The organism is Marinobacter sp. EVN1 (assembly GCF_000475375.1).
Classification (GTDB): Bacteria; Pseudomonadota; Gammaproteobacteria; order Pseudomonadales; family Oleiphilaceae; genus Marinobacter; species Marinobacter nauticus.
The window spans coordinates 17179-36496 of record NZ_AXCB01000011.1 but is presented as its reverse complement, the minus strand read 5'-3'; the positions used below and the strand labels follow the sequence as shown (position 1 = coordinate 36496).

Below are 19318 nucleotides of genomic sequence, written 5' to 3'. Positions count from 1 at the left end.
ACCCTTCTGAAAAACTGGTGCTGACCCCTCATGACTGACTCCGTTGTCGTTATCTATTCCGGTGGTATGGATTCTTTCACACTGTTGCACCTGGCCCGCGCCAGGGGGCTCAAGGTACATGCCCTGTCCTTCAACTATGGCCAGCGCCACGTGCGGGAACTGGATGTGGCCGCCGATGTTTGCCGGGCTGAAGGTATCCCCCACAAAGTGATTGATATCCGTGCCATGAGTGAGGTGATGTCCGGCTCTTCTCTGACGTCCGACATCGAAGTGCCTGAAGGCCATTATGAAGAAGACACCATGAAAGCCACGGTTGTGCCCAATCGCAACATGATCCTGTTATCGCTGGCGACCGGGTATGCGGTGACTACCGGGGCGGGCGCGGTCTGGTATGGAGCCCATGGCGGGGACCACGCCATTTACCCGGATTGCCGGCCGGAGTTTGTTGAAAAAATGGATGCTGTGTGCCGGGTGGCCAACTACGAGCCCGTGGGCATTGAGGCACCCTTTATGGCCATGGACAAGGGCCAGATCCTGGCTGAAGGGCTCAAGCTGGGCCTCGATTACAGCCAGACCTGGACCTGCTACAACGGCCGCGACAAGGCGTGCGGACGTTGTGGTTCCTGCGTCGAGCGGCTGGAGGCCTTTGCCGCCAACGGCGTCACCGATCCACTGACCTACGAGCGTCTTGCCTGATGTACCGCGTCAAGGAAGCCTTTTACACTCTCCAGGGTGAGGGCGCCCAGGCTGGACGCGCGGCGGTGTTCTGCCGGTTCAGCAAATGCAATCTCTGGACGGGGCGTGAGAAAGACCGGGCGAATGCGGTGTGCAATTTCTGCGACACAGATTTTGTCGGTACCGATGGCCAGAATGGCGGCCGCTTCGACACCCCGGAGGCCCTGGCCGCCCATATCCGGTCACTGTGGCCCGATGCTCCTGGCCGGCCCTATGTGGTCTGTACCGGCGGTGAGCCTCTGCTGCAACTGGATGAGCCTTTGATCAGGGCCTTTCACCGGGCCGGGTTTGAGGTTGGGGTGGAAACCAATGGCACACTGCCCGCGCCCGAAGGTATCGACTGGCTGTGTGTCAGCCCGAAAGCCGATGCCGAGGTGGTCATTGCTGAGTGTGATGAGCTGAAGCTGGTCTACCCGCAGCCGCTGGCGCCACCGGAGCGATTTCTGCACATCCGGGCGAGGCATTACTTCCTGTCACCCATGGCCTCACCGTCTGTGCCGGAGGGTGGGCCGGATGCCATCAAGCAAAGCAATACCCGCAAAGCCACGGACTACTGCCTGGCGCATCCGCAATGGCGGTTAACCTTGCAGATGCACAAGATTCTGGGTATCGACTGAGTCAGGCGGTTTCAGCGGTCTGCAGTTCCCGGTTGCGAAAGTGGCTGGGGCTCAGCCCCGTCCAGCGTTTGAACGCCCGGGTAAAATTGGCGGCGTCGGCATAGCCCAGGCTGTCGGCAATCTGGCTCAGATTCATGGTGGTGCTGGCCAGCAGATCCCGTGCGCGCTCCAGGCGGACCTGGTCCACAAGGGCCTGGAAGCTGGCTTCTTCTTCCTGCAGCCGGCGTTTGAGGGTGCGCTCTGAAACATACAGGGTAGAGGCCACCCGGGCCAGTTTTGGCGGAAACGGGTGGCTGGTTTCGATCACCCGTCGAACACGGCAGGCAAACCCGGCATCTTCTTTTAGTTGTTTCAGTGCCGTTTCGCATTGTTCCCGCGAACTGATCGCCAACTGATCGTTACTGAACTGCACAGGCAGATTGAGCTGGCTGGCAGGAATCACCAGGGCATCTTCACTGGCGCCGTAGTCCACCGGCACCCCGATGGAGCGTCGGAACCGGTGAAAGTGATTGGGTTCCGGGCCCCGGCGCAAAACCTGTGTCCCGGGCACCGGGCTGCCAGTGAGTTGTGCCCCCATGGAAACGCAACCGAACAGCACGGCATCCAGAACGAATCCCTGCAACGGGCCCAGCTCGATATCGCATTTGACCGCGTACCAGACATTGCTGCCTGCGACTCGCTTCTCTACCTTCAGATGCGGTGCCCGCAAGGTGAGATAACGGGTCATCAGCTCCAAAGCCTCGGCCAGCGTGCGGCTGCTCATGACAGCGGTACCCAGTGCGCCGTGCAGGGGCAGCTTGAGTTCCCTTGCCAGCAGGATACCAAGTCCAGGTTCACCACTTTCAATGATGGCCCGGGTCACAAACTCGCTGGCCTGGGCCTGGCTGACCCGAAGTTCGGTGGAATTGAGCCGGGTGGGATCCAGCCCGACTCTCAGAATCAGATCCCGCTCATCAACACCAATGGTATGAAGCAGCTCGGCCAGGGTATGCAGGTAGATGGCCGGCATGCCCAGATCCTGAGAATTGGAAACAGAGGCGCGCATGATGTTCCTCGTCAGCGTGTGTTGTTGTTATGTAAGGGAGCTCGTTGGAACCGATTATGGCGCTTTGCACGGTTGAGCCCCATGACTTCGCTGACGGGTCAATGGGCCAGAGAGGCCAATTGCTTTATCTCGCCTGTCGTTGAACAAATTCCTGCAACACCCTGGCGGATTGGCCCGGGCGCTCCAGCATGGGCAGGTGGCCGACACCCGGGAACACGTGAACTTCCGCATTGGGTGTAGCGGTACGAAACCAGTCTACGCAACGGGTTGGTGTGATCACGTCGCGATCACCCCATTGCACTTGCAGTGGTGGAGTGTCCGGGCCAAGAAATCGCGCGGGGGCCAGGGCATCGGCCAGCATATCGTTGAAAATATGCCGTAGCGACGCTTGCCGTTTTAGCAGGTCAGGACCCAGCAGGCCGGTCATGGCCAGCCCGGGTACCGTGGGCTTGCCATTCCCGACGCTGTTGAACATGCGGTAAACGCCGGCCCAGTCGCCAGGAATAAGAATGGCATCGCGATCAGACTTGAAGGGCGCGTTGATATCCACATCCGGGTGTTCCGGAATGCCGGCGCTATTGAGCAGTGTGACCGAGCGGGGTGGCTGGTTCAGCTTATGGGCGAGGATCGCGGCAATGGCACCGCCCATGGAACTGCCCGCCAGATGCAGGTTGTCGCCCGGGTATTCAGACAGCCAGTCCCTCAGCCGCTCTGCCTGGCGTTCGTAGCGATAGCTGGCCGCGGGCTGATACTGGCTTTCGCCCAGCCCCGGCAGGTCCGGAATCAGCAGATGCCAGTGCGAAGGCAGCTTCTGCATCCAGAGCGCCCAGTTCTCCTTCATGGAGGCAAAGCCATGGATAAGCACCAGGGTCGGACGCCCCGGGCCGGGCCGGCCGCGTTCCAGAAAAATCATGCGATGACCGTCCACACCGGCTTCCCGGCGTTTGGCTCTGAGCAGCCAGCGTTGTCCGGTTCGGGCCATGGGCCAGAGATCGGGTACAGGGATCGATGCCACGGGCACACCTCATTACTGTGAATGCCTTGTCAGTTTAACGCGGCACGAGCCGTGCGCTATTGCCCGGCTGCCGGACTCCGGAGGCGGTGCAGCAAGTCAGCGGGTGGGGCTGAGGTTCAGATCGGTCAGCACGGGATTGTGGTCAGACGATCGCCAGGGGCCCGACTGATCCGGGGTCTGATGGTAGCTCAGCGCCCGGGGCTCATCGGCGTTGATGTTCCAGGTTTGCGCCCGCTCAACCCAAGGCATCAGTGCCGGGCTGGCAAGCGCGTAATCAAGGGTACCTTTCTGGCCCTGGTACCGGTAGGTATAGTGCTCGCACTGCATTGGCAGGCAAGGGTGATACTGGTGTACCAGGCTGGTGAAACCGGCTTCCTGGAACTGTTCGACCGGCGCCTCGCGGGCATAGCTATTGAGATCGCCAGTGATCAGTACGGGTGTGGTTTCGGGATCTCCGGCCAGTGCCTGGAGCCAGATCACGATAGCGTTGGCGCTGAGGGTCCGCTGCCGGTTGTAGCAGCCCTGCCCGTCGCCCTGATCCTGTTCTCGGGCCGCTGCATGCCGGCAGGATTTTGATTTCAGATGTGGTACCACCACCCAGAACGTCAGCTCGCTTCCCCGGGCACGGAATGCCTGGGCGAGTGGCGGGCGGGACGCGCCTGGAAGTTCGCCTGGTCCGGGCCTGTAAGCCGGGCTAGTGGGGCGGACCCGGGATTCCCGATACAGCAAGGCAGTGCGGATGGCATCGTTGCCGTCCCTGCCCGGCGTCTGTACGACTGCCCAATCAGCGCCGAGCGTCCGGGCCAGGCCAGCCGCCGCACTGTCTGGGCCGTAGCCGTCATTTTCCAGTTCGGTCACGGCAAGGATGTCGGGGTGCGCGTCCTGGATGGTTCGGGCGAGTTTACGGTTCTGGGTCTGAAACTGCTCGAGCGATGATGCGCCACGTGGCGTGGGAAAGCCCTTGCCCTGCCCGTCGCCATTGAAGTAGTTCTGCAGGTTCAGGGTCATGATCCGGATACTGTCCGTTGATTTGGTCGGCGCTTGTGGTCTGGGGTTACGGGCCTGGAAACGTGGTACAGCGCCCGGTTGAACCCGCCACTGGCCAAAGCGGTAATCCAGTACGCCCTCCAGTTCTGACACGATATCGCCGGCCCGAACGGTATCGCGTTCTGATAGCCAGGGCACCGGCGTCGGGTTTTGCTTGCCCAGGCCATCGTCCAGGGTTATCCGTTGCGCCAGGTTTTGCTGTTCCAGTGTGCGGGCAGCCGGACCTGGCGCTAACTGTTCTGTGGCAATCACCTGATCGCTGGCCGCCAATGCCAGCTCGCCGTACCTGGCCAGGTTGTAGTTATCGATGACCGTCAGGGGCTCATCGAAACGCACCCGCATGTTTTCCAGGCTTTCGGGTGGTTGCGACCAGGGTAGCGATACGTTGATCAGCGCTGGCAGGGATGCCTGGCCGCATACTGAAAGGTTGTGCACCGGTGCCAGTTCGGTCAGGCCGTGAAACTCCTTGACAGTGCCGGTAACCCGCACCCGCTGACCCACGCTGCCACCGGCTTTGCGGGTATAGACAAACAGTGCTTCGGAGGTGGCTGGATTGTCATCGGTCTGGTGATCGGCCTGCTGCAGATAGAAGCCGGAAAAGCCGCCAGGTTTTCGGGCATCCAGTACAAGGATGCCTTCTACGGTCACGGTTTGGCCGATCAGTGGGGATTGGTTGCCGGTGCCCTGTACCTGATGGATGGGCGTGGCGGAAGCTCCACAGCGGTTATCGGCTTGCGCCTGGAGTGGCGTCGCCGATAACACAAGCCCGAGGCAAAGAAGGGCAGTAAAGGTCTGGAGCGGTCTGGTCACGGGGCCAGTCTAGCAGAGACCGGCCACCGCCTTGAGTGCCCGCTCGCGTTTGCTGCCAAAACCGAGCTGGTCCGGGTTGGCCAGTTCGAGCTGCTGAACCAATGGGTCTGGATGGCTGTTTTCGTAGGTGATGCCCAGTCGGGACAGCGCATAGGGCGCCAGGGCGGCTCTGGTTTCGATGTGCAGCAGGCCATTGGTCATGCCGTAGTCGCGGGCGATGATCTTCTGCTGGGCTTCGGTCAGACGCTGGTCCGGGGTGATCTCCAGTGTCACCTGCCGCTGCCAGTCGTCATCCTGCTGGGCGTTGTGCCGGGCTTTCTGGCGCAGGGCCTCAATACGGCCGTGGAAGCGGCTCAGGGCGAAATCCCGGAATTCCCGGTTGGCGCTGCACCAGGCCCGAATGTGCCAGCTGTTGCCGGCACAGACCAGAGCGTGGGGTTCCAGCACACTCTCGGCGGCTTCCGGGCGGCTCAGTGATACGTAGCTCGCCTTCAGCTGGCGATGATAACGGGTGGCGGTCACCACGGCCCGCATAACTTCCGGGTCTATATGCCGGGCCGCCTCCGGGATGACGGCGTTGCCGGGCAGGCCCAGTTCAAGATCGGAGAAGGTATCACTCAGATTCTGCTGGCGGGCCAGAAGATCCTGATACTCGGATACGGCGCCCCGGGTGACCACCGGCTTGAAATTGGCAGAGGGGACATAGCCTTTCAGGTGCCGGTCGTAGACCAGATTGCCGGGAGCCAGTTCACGAAGATAAGTATTGATGTCCTTGGAAGCCTGCTGTCGACCGATACCAAAGCTGTGACAGATATGGTTGGTGGTCAGTCGACCCTCCCACAGGGCGATAATCTCGATCAGGCGATAGCGAAGCAGTAAATCCCAACGAATGGGCCAGTCCGTTTTCTTCATAACCAGGCGCTCACGGTCCAGTAGATTGCATGGCAAATATGTTACCTGCTCCCGCCAATCGGGTCTGTTACGACCCATTAATGTAAAACATTGTCAAATGGCCTGCCTGTGCGGGCTCGGGGTCTCGGCAACTCCCTAGTGGCGCGGCTATAAAGAGGTTGGTTAAATGCTCGCCAGCAGACAATCTATAATGTTGCTATCTTTTCTTTTTGTTACCCACTGTAATCGCGACAGGCAGAATTCCGATGACCCGAATGGTTGCGTCTTTATCAGCGCTGATACTCAGTATTGTCCTTCTGGTCAGTGGCAACGCCTTTCTGATGACTCTGTTGGGCATTCGCCTGAGTATTGAAGAGATTTCGCCAGATGTGATCGGCTGGGTGCTGGTGTGTTACTCCATCGGTTTTGTGCTTGGCACCTTGTATGTGCACAAGATTATTGGCCGGGTGGGTCACATCCGTGCCTTTGCGGTGTTCGCAGCCATGGCGGCGGTCACCGCACTGATGTATCCGATGGCTATTTCCATGGTGTTCTGGGCCGTGCTGCGGGTGCTGTCCGGGTTCAGTATTGCCGGGGTGCTGGTGGTCATTGAGAGCTGGTTTTCCAGTCGGGCCACCAACGCTAATCGCGGCGCACTCTTCGCGGTCTATCAGATTGTCTTCTATCTTTCGGCCGCCGGCGGCCAGTTGATCGTCAATGTCGGTGACCCGGCCAACTTCCTGCCGTTCTCGCTGGCGGCCATGTTGTTGACGCTGGCATTGATTCCGTTGTCTTTGACCCGGATGGAGGCGCCGGTTATTGAACAGGCCAGTCGCATGTCGGTGTTCAAGCTGGCGCGGGAGTCGTTTTCGGGCGTTGCCGGGGCGCTGATCTGTGGGGTGATGATCGGTGGCTTCTATGCCCTTGGGCCGGTTTACGCCACGCTGGTTGGCCTGGATGTGGCGCGCACCTCTACCTTTATGGCCAGCGCGATTGTGGCGGCCATGCTTCTGGCCTGGCCGCTGGGACGGCTGTGCGACCGCTTTGACCGGCGCAGGGTCATGTTCTGGGTGGCGATGGCCGCCTCGGCTTCCGCGGGCGGTGTCGCGGTGTTCGGTGCGAGCAACCTGGCGTTGTTGACCTTGTTGGTGGGGTTGTTTACCGGCCTTTCGGCCACCATCTATCCAATCGCAGTGGCGATCACCAACGACCGTATGGACAGCAACCGGATAGTCTCCGCCAGTGCGACCTTGCTGCTGAGCTATGGTATTGGCAGTGTCATCGGCCCTATTGCCATGGCCAAGCTGATCAGCCTGTTGGGTCCGGCCGGTCTGTTCTATGGCAATGCCGGTTTCCTGCTGGTATTGGCGGTGATTACCAGCTACCGCATCAGCCACACCGAAGATGTTCCGGTGGACGAGCAGGAGCATTTCGTTCCGGCCATGCCGGAAACCTCACCGGTGCTGACCGAGATGGATCCCCGGAACACCGAGTTTCACGAATCACCGGAAGTGGAAGAAATGCAGGAGGAGCTGCGTCAGGCCGGTTGACGCAGCTTTCGGTTTTCCCCAATTATATTTTTGTCTTCACATCTGTTTTTATTTCAATGGTTAGCTTACTATTGGTGAATTTCCAATAAGGTAAGTCTTTTGTCGGTTTTCGGGGTGGCGTTTGCTTGTCCCATGCCGGATCACCATCAGGAGTAATGAACCATGAGAGATCAGTTTCCGTTTGCCGTTGCCCGGGTAACCCGCCGCTGGCGCAAAATGCTCGATGAACGCCTGAAAGATCTGGGTGTTACCCAGGCGCGTTGGAGCACCATGGTGTATCTGCAGCAAGGTGGTGAAGGCCTGACCCAGCGCGAACTGGCCAGCCTGATGGCCATTGAAAACCCGACCCTGGTACGTTTGCTGGACAGTCTTGAGCAACAGGGGCTGATTGAGCGCCGCCCATGCCCCAACGATCGTCGCGCCCGTCGCCTTCACCTGACCAAGGCCGGTGTCGAGTTCATGGATGAGTTGTCCGAGCGCGCGGCCACGCTCCGAGAGGAGATGCTTGACGGCATTTCCGACAAAGACATTGAGGCATCGCTCAAGGTTTTCCACAAGATCATGGAAAACGCCGAGAAGCAGAAGTGAGTCTTGGCTGATCAATCCGTAGAGGGCCTGCGGGCCCGATATGGTGACCGCTGGCGCTGGCTGGCGGTGCTTACCGTGGTGCTCGGCACCATGGCCACGGTGCTCAGTGCCACGGTGGTCAACGTTGCCCTGCACGATATCATGGTGGAGTTCGGTATCCGCCAGGGCCAGGTTCACTGGCTGGCGACCGGTTTCATTGCCGCCATGACCACCACCATGCTGGCTTCGGCGTGGCTGCTGGACCGCTTCGGTGTCCGCAAGACCCTCAGTGCCGCCATGGCCATGTTCACGCTGATTTCCCTCGCCGGTGGCTTGGCGCCCACGCCAGAATTGTTGATTGCCGCCCGGATTGGGCAAGGGGCCATGGCCGGGTTGATGCAGCCCATGGGCATGTATCTGGTGTTCCGGATTTTTCCGGCGGACCAGCGCGGCCGCGCCATGGGCATCTATGGCATGGGTGTGATTCTCGCGCCGGCTCTGGGCCCGGTCCTCGGTGGTTTTCTGGTGGATCAGTTCCACTGGCGCTGGGTGATGTTTGCCCCGGCTCCGGTCACCCTGCTGGGTGTGTGGATGGCCTTGCGCTTTCTGCCGTCACCACGGTCCCGTCCGGCTCCCTACATGTTCGATCTGTCCGGTATGGTTCTGCTGGGGGCCGCGGTTGCTGTCACCCTGGAAACGCTTAACCGTCTGCAGGACTGGCCCGGAGACTCTGTGCGTATTGCCTGGCAGGGCGCGTTGGCTGCGATTCTGATTATTGGATTTATCGTACGTGAACGTCGTGCCGCCCATCCGCTTGTCCGATTGGCGTTACTGCGAGAGCCGGTGTTTCTGTACGCAACCCTGGGCGCCATGGCACTGGGTCTGGCGCTGTTCGGCTCTACCTATCTGATCCCGTTATTTGTGCAGACTTCGCTGGGCTTCTCGGCCACAGAAGCGGGCTTGCTGATGTTACCCGCAGGCGTCGTACTGGGCATGGTGTTCCCCGTCGCCGGCCGGCTTGCCGACAAACGCAGTGCCCGTGGGCTGGTGTTGTTTGGCATTGCCATGTTTGCCTGTTCGGCGGTGTTGTTTGCCGCTACCGGGGCGCTGGTCGGGTTTGTCTGGCTGGCATTGTGGGCAGTTGTGGGCCGAATCGGTATAGGCTTTATGTTGCCGGCGCTGTCGACGGGAGCTCTGAACCCGCTCGCGCCGGAACAGCTGGGTGCAGGTTCCAGTACGATCAATTTCGCCCGTCAGCTGGGTGGTGCGCTCGGAGTGAATATCGTTGCCCTCACCATCGAGTTCGGCGAACACGAAGGCGGGCTGCCAACCGTTTCAGCCTTTGCCTCGGCCTGGTGGCTGGTTGCGGTATGCGTGGCGCTGGCGGCGGTGCCGATCTGGAAAATGCGGGCCTGAGGCCGGGAGTTGCCTTGTTTGCCGCTATTCATTACTATGGCCGCACCTTCGGGGGAGTAGCCTCTGCACCGGTGATCCGGGGCAGACGGTGGTCAACATACTTGCAGCTCAATCTGCATGGCCATCGTGTTCCTGAACAGGAACTGGCAAGACCTGAGGCAGATCACCTCCAATGGGCGGAAGGTGGGCTGTCTCATGTCTGAATTGTCTCCGCCCTGAGGTTCTGCTGAATGGATGCTTTTCTCGCTTCGACGCTTGCCGTTGCCATCGCTGAAATTGGCGATAAAACCCAGCTGTTGTCTCTCTTTCTGGTTGCCAGATACGCCAAACGTACCCCTATCATCCTCGGGATTCTGATTGCTACCGTGCTTAACCATGCCCTGTCCGCCTGGCTGGGCGCCTGGGTTGCGCAATGGATTCCGGAGGCCTGGCTGCCCTGGATCCTGGCCGTCAGCTTTGTTGCCATTGCCCTGTGGCTGTTGATTCCAGACAAGGATGATTCGGAGGACTCGAAATTCCTGGGTATGGGTGCCTTCATGGCCACGACCATCATGTTCTTCCTGGCGGAAATTGGTGATAAAACCCAGATTGCCACGGTGGTCCTGGCCGCACGGTATACCGACACGTTCTGGGTTATCATGGGTACAACGGTGGGTATGCTGTTGGCCAATGTGCCGGTTATCATGGCGGGTCGCTGGCTGATGGAACGCCTGCCGCTGGCCATGGCGCGAATCAGTGCGAGTATTCTGTTTGTGGCCCTGGCCGTGGTGACGGTCTGGGCCACGGTAATGAACTCCTGAGCCGGGCGCCGGTCACTGAGTGTGAGAAATGTTGTTACGGGAACCCAATGTTATGCAGTGGAAAAGCTGGTTGCTTGTTGTCTTCGGTGTCAGTCTGCTGTGGCCGTTTTCCACGGTACAGGCCGCCCGGGACGTAAGCGAGCCGCAGGCATCAGAACAGGCGCCGGACCGGTCCCCGCGGGTTCCCACGTTCCGGCCTGACGGTGACCTGGCCGGAGAACTGCAGGTGTTCAATACCGTGTATGAAGACACCTTTGCCGGTATTGGCAACAAACTGGCCCTGGGCTACCTGGAATTGGTGAAGGCAAACCCCGGCATTGACCCCTGGTTGCCGGGCGAGGATACCATGATCACGCTGCCCCGCATGTATGTGCTCCCGGACGTTGAGCGCAAGGGCATTATCATCAATCTGGCCGAGTACCGGCTGTATTACTTCACACCGGATGGCGGTGTGCAGGTGTACCCGGTTGGTGTGGGCACCGAGGAAAACCCCTCGCCGCTGACCAATGCCAAAGTGACCATGCCGCTGGAGTCCCCGGCCTGGTACCCGCCGGCCAGCATTCGTGCTGAGTACGAGGCGTCAGGCGACTATCTGCCGAAAATGATTCCGCCTGGCCCGGGCAATCCCCTGGGTACCCATGCGCTCATGCTGAGCGAAAAGGGCTACCTCATTCACGGCACGAACAAACAGTTCGGTGTCGGTATGCCGGTCAGTCACGGCTGCTTCCGCATGTACAACGAAGACATTTCACGGTTTGTCTATCAGGTAGAGAAAGGCACGCCGGTTCAGGTGATTCGTGAACCGGTCAAGATCGGCATGTCCGGTGGTGAGGTGTGGCTTGAAGTGCATCGGCCCCATGAAGATTATTCGGCCCGCGACCGGGAGCGCCTGTGGGCTCAGGTGTTTGAGAAGGTGGAGAGCTTCCGCCAGCAGCATCCGGATGTGGATCTTCGCCGCCGTTCCATTGAGCTGGCGGTGGATCAGGCCGACGGTCTGCCCACCATGATCGGCGAGAAGCTTACCCGGATGGCCTCTGAGGATTCGGGTGAGCCGGCAGAATCCGAGAAACAGGGCAAGCCGGAACAGACCCTGTATTTTTGATCCCCACTGGTAAAGGAACACCGCAATGAGCAGGAGCATTCTGATCACCGGCGCCAGTTCTGGCCTTGGCGAAGGCATGGCCCGTGAATTTGCCTCCCGCGGAGATAACCTGGCGCTCTGTGCCCGGAGGACCGAGCGGCTCGAGGTGCTGAAGTCCGAACTTGAGCAGCGGTACCCGGGTATCCGGATTCACGTGATGGCACTGGATGTGAATGATCATGCTCAGGTGCAGGAAGTGTTCCGGGCTTTTCAGGCACACTTTGGAACGCTGGACCGGATTATCGTGAATGCCGGTATCGGTAAGGGACAGCCACTGGGAACCGGGCGTTTTGACGCTAACCGGCAGACAGCAGAAACCAACTTTGTCGCCGCCCTCGCCCAGATTGAAGCGGCGATGGAAATTTTCAGAGAACAGAACCGGGGTCATCTGGTCGCCGTATCATCGGTAACGGCAGTGCGTGGTATGCCGGGCAACGTCACCACCTATGCGGCCACCAAAGCCGGGTTGGCAGCACTTTGTGAAGGACTGCGCATTGAGTTGAAGAAACGCCGGTCCCCGATCCGTGTGACCACCCTGTATCCGGGTTATATTCGCACTGAGATCAATGAGAAGGTGAAAAACACCCCGTTCATCGTCGACGCACAAACCGGCTGTCGTGCTATGGTGAAAGCCATAGAAGCCGGGAAAGCCGAGCATTTTGTACCGGCATGGCCCTGGGCTCCGATTGGTTTCGTGCTAAGGCGGTTACCGGAGTCGGTTCTGGCAAAGCTGTTCTGATCACTCCCGTGGGAGGTTGAGATGCGTGCAAGCCACTTCAGGACATCGACACTCACCCCCAGAGTAAAGCTCTGGGCGCTGGTGTTTGTAGCCGGAGCCTTGCTGGCCCTGTTCAGTCTTTCCCTGAAAGTCTTTGCGCAACAGGAATCGCCCCGTCAGGCCCTGGTGCTTTCGGTTGAAGGTGCGATTGGCCCGGCCACCATGGATTATGTGACCCGCGGTATTCGCCGGGCGGAGCGGGAAAGCGCCGGCCTGGTGGTGATTGAAATGGACACCCCGGGCGGTTTGATGGATTCCATGCGGGAAATCATCAAGACCATTCTCGCTTCCGATGTGCCGGTGGCGACCTACGTTTCACCCCAGGGTGCCCGGGCGGCCAGTGCCGGTACCTATATCCTCTACGGCAGCCACATTGCCGCCATGGCTCCGGCCACCAACCTTGGCTCAGCCACACCCGTGCAAATGGGTGGCCTGCCCGGCTCCACAGAACCTGAGTCCCCTTCTGAATCTGCCCCTGAAGAATCTTCGGAGGACACCGACCAGAGCGAATCGGCCGACAAACGTCGTGGCGACACTGCTATGGAGCGCAAGGTACTGGAAGATGCCGTGAGCTACATCCGCGGCCTGGCCGAGCGCCATGGCCGTAATGCCGACTGGGCGGAAGAGGCGGTTCGAGAGGCGGTCAATCTCGGGGCTACCGAAGCCCTGGAGCGTAACGTGGTGGACGTGGTGGTGCCAAACCTCCGGGCGTTGTTAAGCGAGATTGATGGTCGCACTGTGCGCTTGGCCGCCGGTGATCGGGTGCTGGAAACCGCGCAACTGGAATTGGTGCGGGCCGAGCCGGACTGGCGCACCGAATTGCTGTCGGTGATTACTGACCCGAATGTGGCCTATTTCCTGATGATCATCGGCTTTTACGGCATTCTTTTCGAGCTGGCCAACCCTGGCGCGGTGGTGCCGGGTGTCATTGGCGCCATCAGCCTGATTCTGGCCTTGTTCGCCTTCCAGGTCTTGTCGGTGAACTACGCGGGCCTGGCGCTGATCCTGTTAGGGCTGGCGTTCATTGTTGGCGAGGCGTTTGTGCCCAGTTTCGGCATACTCGGCATCGGTGGCATCGTGGCGTTTGTCACCGGCTCGGTCATTTTGATGGACGGCAGTCATCAGGACATTTCGCTGCCCACGATTGGTGGCACGGCGGTGGTGGCCGGGGGCTTTATTCTCTGGACCGTCACTCGGTTCATCGGCCTTAGGCGGCGACACCCGGTCTCGGGTAGTGAGCAGCTGGTCCACGAACACGGTGTGGCACTGGATAACTTTGTTCCCACCTACGATGCCTACACGGGGCATGTGCGGGTCAGCGGCGAGCGCTGGAACGCCCGAAGTCAGGTGGCCATTGCAGCCCGGGCCCAGGTGCGGGTCAACGGTATGGACGGCCTGACCCTGCTGGTGGAACCCGGAGACGATGAACCGGCGAAGCACACAGATTAAACATCAACGGCAAATCAAGGAGGCCGTATGAATCTCGGTGACATTATTCCCTATATTGCACCGACGGTGGTGCTGCTGCTGATCCTCGGGTCGGCAATCAAGATCCTGCCGGAATATGAGCGTGGCGTGGTCTTCTTTCTGGGCCGGTTCCAGGGTGTAAAGGGCCCCGGTCTGATCATCGTCATTCCCGGCATCCAGCAAATTGTGCGAGTTGATCTTCGGGTGATTACCCTGGATGTTCCCAGCCAGGACGTGATCTCCAAAGATAACGTGACCGTGCGGGTAAATGCGGTGCTGTACTTCCGGGTGGTGGATCCGGAAAAAGCCATCATCCGGGTTGAAGATTATGGCGCCGCCACCAGCCAGCTGGCCCAGACCACACTGCGGTCTGTACTGGGCAAGCACGATCTGGACGAGATGCTGTCGGAGCGGGACAAGCTGAACGCCGACATCCAGGAGATCATCGATGCCCAGACCGAAGAGTGGGGTATCAAGGTGGCAAACGTGGAAATCAAACATGTGGATCTGAACGAGTCCATGATCCGTGCCATCGCCCGTCAGGCGGAAGCCGAGCGGGAGCGCCGGGCCAAGGTCATTCACGCTGAAGGCGAACTTCAGGCCTCGAAGAAACTGGTGGAAGCGGCTGAGGTGATGTCTGTCAACTCAGGTGCCATGCAATTGCGTTATCTGCAAACGCTGGCGGACATGAGCAACAACAATTCCTCAACCATTGTGTTCCCGTTGCCGATGGATCTGGTCAAGACCTTCATCAAGAACCAGGGGCCGGAAAAGGCTGGGCAGGAAGAGCCGAAACCGTAATACGGGAATTTTCAGCAGGCACAAAAAAGGCCGGATTGACCGGCCTTTTTCGTTAGCTGACAGCCTTACTTCTGGCTGGCACGCTCAAGCATGCGCTTGGCACGCTCGTTTGCTTCGTCAGCAGCTTTCTGGGCAGCACGGGCTGCAGCCAGAGCTTCTTCAGCAGTCTGCTGGGCAGTACGTGCACTGCTGGCGGCGCTGTTAGCAGTGTTCAGGGCGTTGTTGGCAGTCTGCTCAGCGGAGCTGGCAGTTGCATTCGCTTCGTCGATAGCAGCTTGTTCAGTAGTGGCACAACCTGCAGTCAGAGCAGTAGCCAGTGCAAACCCGGCGATCGTCAGTTTACGCATTGTAAATCCCCTTATTGGTCGTTTTATTTCCTGTGATCCGGAAGCCGTTCAGACAGCTCCCTTCTGCTAGGCCCGATAGGCAGTGACTACCGGAGTCGTCAAACAGTGTAAAACACTCAGAGACAAAATGTTAACTAAGGATACGTAAATTTTCTTAGCTTATGACAACAACTTAATCCGGCTTTCATGGCGTTGTCACCAAGCGGAAAGAATCACGGTACGATGCGGATGGGGGTTCCGTTCTGAACCAGCTGCCAGATTTCATCCATGGCTTCGTTGCTCACGGCAATGCAGCCATCGGTCCAGTCCAGCCCGGTGTAGGCAAAGGCCATGTCGCCGGCGTTGTTGGGCAGGCCGTGAATCATGATGCTGCCACCCGGATCAAGGCCCCAGGCCTCGGCCAGTTCCCGGTCCCGGGGGCTGGGATAGGAGATATGGATGGATTTATAGAAATCGCTGCCGGCATTGCGCCAGTCCAGCACATAATCACCCTCGGGTGTGCGCTCATCCCCCTCGTACAGCTTGTGGCCGACGGGATTGTCACCGAGGGAGATCCGGTACTGGCGTACGGTTTCATCACCGCTGAGCAGGTAAAGGCGACGTTCCCCCTTGTTGACCAGTACCTGGGTAATCTCCAGCAGGCCTTCCATTAACGCCGGTTCCGGTGGGCTCGGCATCATGCTGGTGTCGGCCCGGGCCAGAAGCTCAGAGGCTGACGCCAGCAGGGGGGCCGCAACCAGGGCAATGGTCAGTAAAGCTCGAACAATCATGAAACTCGCACAAATCGCTGAATGGTTAAACTTTATTCATGCTGTTTATACCATAGCCAGGTAACAGGTTGATAAGGGGTTCTGTTACAGAGTTTGGCTTTTCTTGACCGGGATCCCGTTCAGGAATCCATTTTCATGCCTACTTTGGTGACCCGGTCAGCGTCAGTTGCCCTGGCGACCAGGGTAACCGGGCCCAGCACCACCTTGTCACCGACCACCGGATGGCCCTTGGTGCGCCTGGCAAAACACTCAGCCAGGGAGAGTTCCGGTGGCAGCTCATCAAACTCAATGCCGTACACCTGTTCAACATCACCCAGCAGGGCATCGCCATTGAGCACAAAATCCCCGAAGAATGCCCGCTCAGCCAGATGCTTCGGCGCCTGGCGGCCGCTCAAGGCTTTACCCAGATCCGGCAGCAACGCTGGTGTGGCGAACATGGCGACCACATCGCCAGAATAGACCTCCAGCTCCCGGGTTGGTTGCAGGCATGTTCGATCCCGGAAAATACCGGCAACGGCGGTGTTGTCGGGAAGCCGGAGTTGGCCGAGGGCTCGGGGGCTTTCCCAGTTCTTGCCGCGCAGCGGAAACAGCATCAGTTCGTGGTCACCGGCGGCGGGCACGTCCAATGGCAGCCGGCGGTATGGATCCTCTCCCGCAGGCACTTCCAGTTTCAGTTTGCGGGCCAGTGGTGCCATGGTGGTGCCCTGAACCAGCAGGGATACCAGCACAATAAAGAAAGCGGCATGGAACACCAGTTGGGCATCCGGAAGGTCTGCAATAATCGGGAACAGGGCGAGCACGATCGGCACGGCGCCACGCAGGCCCACCCAGCTGATGAATCCCAGTTCCCGCCGATTGAATGCGAAAGGCCAAAGCGTGAGTAGCACGGTGGCCGGCCGGATCACGAAAATCAGCGCCAGTGCCAGAATCAGACCGCCACCGGCCAGCGGCACCAGATCCGATGGATTAACCAGCAGGCCCAGCATCAGGAACAGGCAAAGCTGTGCCAACCAGGCCAGGCCATCATGCACCTGAAGAATCATCGGCATCATCCGAACATGCCGGTTACCAATCACCACCCCGGTGAGGTAAATCGCCAGAAAGCCACTGCCGCCGATGGCGTTGGTTGAGGAGAACACGGCGATGCCGGCAGCGGCTACCAGCAGCGGGTAAAGCGACGGGGTCAGTCGTATTCGGTTGACCAGCTGAACCACGGCAAAGCCACCAAGGAGGCCGGCCACCGTGCCGATGCCGAACTGCTGTACCAGCATCATCAGGCCTTTGGCCAATGCCCCCTCTTCGTAACTGCCAATCAGGGTAACCAGCAGCAGAGTCAGGAAAATGGCCATGGGGTCGTTACTGCCGGATTCGATTTCCAGCGTGGCGCTGACCCGCTCGTTCAGATGCAGGCCCCGGCCCTGGAGTAGTGAGAAGACGGCGGCGGCATCGGTGGAGGAAATAATGGCGCCGACCAACAAAGCCATCAGCCAGTGCAGGTCGAACACCCACCAGGCAACCAGTGCGGCGCCACCGGCGGTCAGGCCAACGCCAAGGGTGGCCAGTACCAGTGCCGGCCGCAGACCTACCCGGAACGTTTCCACCCGGGTACGCATGCCGCCATCCAGCAGAATCACACCCAGCGCCAGATTGGCGATCAGGAAGGCCAGCTCGAAGTTGTCGAATTCGATACCACCCGGGCCGTCTTCCCCCATCATCATGCCCACGACCAGGAAGATCAGCAGCACGGGCATGCCAACGCGGCTGGAAAGCGGGCTGAGAACGATGCTGATCACCAGCATCAAGGCGCCAATCAGGGTAAGTGTGGGATCCATCAGACTCCAGACCAAAGGGGCTTGCCCGAACGCAGGGCCCGGGCTTATATTGCTGTGGCAATCATTATGCAGGCGGGCGTAGCTCAATGGTAGAGCAGAGGCTTCCCAAGCCTACGACGTGGGTTCGATTCCCATCGCCCGCTCCAAACCGATACCCGCACACATCCTGACACCTCCTTAAAACTCCGTTTTTTCAATCGCTTAAGTAAGCTTAATGTCTTTATACGCCCGTGTATATCCTTGTACCTCGGGTCCCGTTGTGTATAGCGGCTTGTATGGTAATTTCAAAGGCGAACTGAGCTATACAAACGGAAACCGGAATGAAGCGCAAAGAAATCAAACGGACCCCGCTGGCTGAGACAGTCCTGCGGAGCCTGGAGCCTGAAGATAAACTCTACAGGATCAAAGATGGGCCGAACCAGCTGCATTTTACCGTGGCTGCTAATGGCTCTAAGCGCTGGGAGGTCAGATTTAAAAGGCCTGATGGTAAGTGGAGCTGGCTGGGTGTTGGTGGTTACCCGGCTGTTAGCGCCAAGTTTGCCCGAAAACAGGCCGATCTCATTCAGGCACAGGTATCGGACGGGAAGGATCCTCGGGAAGTTCGCCGTGCTGAGGAAGCAACCAGAAAGGCGCTAATTGAACATCCCTTCTCGGAGTCTTGTGAATACTGGTACAACAAGAAACTCGATGATGGTTATGCCAAAAGTACTGCCAAACAGATGCGTGGATATCTGGACAATGACATCCTGCCTGAACTTGGAAACATTCCGGTCAAGCAGATTACGCCAAAACAGTGTGCCGACCTGCAGCACAAGATCGAGCTCAGCCAGAGCTTCGATAAAAGCAAGAAGGTTCGTCAGGCGCTGAACCAGATCTTCCGTTACGCCATCGGGCGCGGAATCTGCGAGACCAATCCCGCGTCTGAACTAAGGTATATCGCCAAGCGAAGAGGTGGAAAAACTCCTTTCCCTCATTTATTAGAGCCTGAGCTGCCAGATTTTCTGAGAGCCGTGGAATCCTCCACCTCCCGGACACAGACCGTGATTGCTATGAAAATGACGCTTTTCACAGCATCGCGTCCTGGGATGGTCGTCAAGGCGGAGTGGACGCATGTAAATCTGGATCTGGCGTTGTGGGTTGTGCCCGAGGGGAATATGAAAAACAGGACTCAGCACATTGTTCCCCTTCCGGTTCAACTCGTGGCTTTGCTGAAAAAACTCAAAGAAATGACCGGTCGGTCCCGGTACCTGTTTCCAAGTATCGGGCCAAAGAATCCGACCATGCCCACAGATTCGATTAACAAGATGCTACGGGGCATCGGTTATAAGGGGCGATTGACCGGCCACGGTTCGCGGCACACCGCTTCTACCCTTCTGCATGAGCATGGCTGGCACCATTACCACATTGAAGCCCAGCTCTCTCACAGGATGCCGGGTGTTGCCGGTGTCTATAACCAAGCCGCGTATCTGGAAGCCCGCCGGGTGATGATGCAATGGTATGCCGATTATCTGGACGCGCTAAGGAAAGGGTTGACTGAAAAGCAGAAAAAGAAATTTGAGCAGCGTGTTGTCGAGGCAATGATCCGGTATCGGCCGGTCGAATCCGGCCAACAGGTTGCTGCTTGAAAATCGGCTCACCCGGGTCTTATTTCAAATTTATTGAAATTAGACGCCACACGGCCACCGAATC

At 58.9% G+C, this 19318-nt stretch carries 18 protein-coding genes and 1 tRNA gene; 12 read left to right on the top strand and 7 right to left on the bottom strand.

Translation table 11 applies throughout. The features are described 5' to 3' along the window. Positions 1–30: 30 nt before the first annotated feature. Both queC and queE read left to right on the top strand, forming a co-directional pair. Positions 31–696: a 7-cyano-7-deazaguanine synthase QueC gene (gene queC, locus Q674_RS24720; RefSeq protein WP_022991829.1), complete on the top strand. Its 666-nt coding sequence runs from the start codon at positions 31–33 to the stop codon at positions 694–696. After that, positions 696–1352: a 7-carboxy-7-deazaguanine synthase gene (gene queE, locus Q674_RS24715; protein WP_011783687.1), complete on the top strand. Its 657-nt coding sequence runs from the start codon at positions 696–698 to the stop codon at positions 1350–1352. Before queC ends, queE begins: the two co-directional genes overlap by 1 nt. Position 1353: 1 nt before the next feature. Here queE and Q674_RS24710 read toward each other — a convergent pair whose 3' ends face one another. From Q674_RS24710 to Q674_RS24695, 4 genes are all read right to left on the bottom strand, one after another. Further along, on the bottom strand, positions 1354–2397 hold the full coding sequence (locus Q674_RS24710; protein WP_011783688.1) for an AraC family transcriptional regulator: 1044 nt from the start codon (positions 2395–2397) through the stop codon (positions 1354–1356). Positions 2398–2521: 124 nt separating this feature from the next. Next, on the bottom strand, positions 2522–3412 hold the full coding sequence (locus Q674_RS24705) for an alpha/beta fold hydrolase (protein WP_023008084.1): 891 nt from the start codon (positions 3410–3412) through the stop codon (positions 2522–2524). Between the two features lie 96 nt (positions 3413–3508). After that, a complete protein-coding gene (locus Q674_RS24700; protein WP_023008083.1) occupies positions 3509–5269 on the bottom strand; it encodes an ExeM/NucH family extracellular endonuclease in 1761 nt (586 codons plus the stop codon). 9 nt (positions 5270–5278) lie between these two features. Further along, positions 5279–6181 carry a helix-turn-helix transcriptional regulator gene (locus Q674_RS24695; protein ID WP_031209769.1) on the bottom strand — a complete coding sequence of 301 codons (903 nt, stop codon included), beginning with the start codon at positions 6179–6181 and terminating at the stop codon, positions 5279–5281. A 245-nt stretch (positions 6182–6426) separates the two neighbouring features. On the opposite strand from Q674_RS24695, the gene Q674_RS24690 reads away from it, so the two are divergent. From Q674_RS24690 to Q674_RS24655, 8 genes are all read left to right on the top strand, one after another. Next, positions 6427–7710, top strand: coding sequence for an MFS transporter (locus tag Q674_RS24690; RefSeq protein WP_023008081.1), 1284 nt, complete (start codon positions 6427–6429; stop codon positions 7708–7710). Between the two features lie 162 nt (positions 7711–7872). Next, positions 7873–8298 carry a MarR family transcriptional regulator gene (locus tag Q674_RS24685; protein ID WP_011783693.1) on the top strand — a complete coding sequence of 142 codons (426 nt, stop codon included), beginning with the start codon at positions 7873–7875 and terminating at the stop codon, positions 8296–8298. 3 nt (positions 8299–8301) lie between these two features. Next, on the top strand, positions 8302–9693 hold the full coding sequence (locus Q674_RS24680; RefSeq protein WP_023008080.1) for a DHA2 family efflux MFS transporter permease subunit: 1392 nt from the start codon (positions 8302–8304) through the stop codon (positions 9691–9693). Between the two features lie 230 nt (positions 9694–9923). Continuing rightward, entirely contained in the window at positions 9924–10493 is a 570-nt protein-coding gene (locus Q674_RS24675) for a TMEM165/GDT1 family protein (protein ID WP_011783695.1), read from the top strand. A gap of 52 nt (positions 10494–10545) precedes the next feature. Further along, positions 10546–11595, top strand: coding sequence for a L,D-transpeptidase family protein (locus Q674_RS24670; RefSeq protein WP_031209767.1), 1050 nt, complete (start codon positions 10546–10548; stop codon positions 11593–11595). 25 nt (positions 11596–11620) lie between these two features. Further along, on the top strand, positions 11621–12373 hold the full coding sequence (locus Q674_RS24665) for an SDR family oxidoreductase (RefSeq protein WP_023008078.1): 753 nt from the start codon (positions 11621–11623) through the stop codon (positions 12371–12373). 21 nt (positions 12374–12394) lie between these two features. Beyond that, the gene (locus Q674_RS24660) at positions 12395–13861 is read left to right on the top strand and encodes an NfeD family protein (RefSeq protein WP_031209765.1); all 1467 of its coding nucleotides are present in this window, start codon (positions 12395–12397) and stop codon (positions 13859–13861) included. Between the two features lie 27 nt (positions 13862–13888). Then, the gene (locus tag Q674_RS24655; RefSeq protein ID WP_023008076.1) at positions 13889–14680 is read left to right on the top strand and encodes a slipin family protein; all 792 of its coding nucleotides are present in this window, start codon (positions 13889–13891) and stop codon (positions 14678–14680) included. Positions 14681–14745: 65 nt separating this feature from the next. Here the strand turns inward: Q674_RS24655 and Q674_RS24650 are convergent, their stop codons facing one another. From Q674_RS24650 to Q674_RS24640, 3 genes are all read right to left on the bottom strand, one after another. Beyond that, positions 14746–15027, bottom strand: coding sequence for an Lpp/OprI family alanine-zipper lipoprotein (locus Q674_RS24650; RefSeq protein ID WP_011783700.1), 282 nt, complete (start codon positions 15025–15027; stop codon positions 14746–14748). Positions 15028–15239: 212 nt separating this feature from the next. Next, positions 15240–15797, bottom strand: coding sequence for a L,D-transpeptidase family protein (locus Q674_RS24645; protein WP_023008075.1), 558 nt, complete (start codon positions 15795–15797; stop codon positions 15240–15242). 119 nt (positions 15798–15916) lie between these two features. After that, positions 15917–17629: a potassium/proton antiporter gene (locus tag Q674_RS24640; RefSeq protein ID WP_023008074.1), complete on the bottom strand. Its 1713-nt coding sequence runs from the start codon at positions 17627–17629 to the stop codon at positions 15917–15919. Positions 17630–17701: 72 nt separating this feature from the next. Here Q674_RS24640 and Q674_RS24635 point away from each other — a divergent pair. Together Q674_RS24635 and Q674_RS24630 are read left to right on the top strand one after the other, a co-directional pair. Next, a tRNA-Gly gene (locus Q674_RS24635) sits at positions 17702–17775 on the top strand. A gap of 174 nt (positions 17776–17949) precedes the next feature. Further along, positions 17950–19254, top strand: a complete 1305-nt coding sequence (locus Q674_RS24630; protein WP_023008073.1) for a tyrosine-type recombinase/integrase — start codon at positions 17950–17952, stop codon at positions 19252–19254. Positions 19255–19318: the final 64 nt, after the last annotated feature.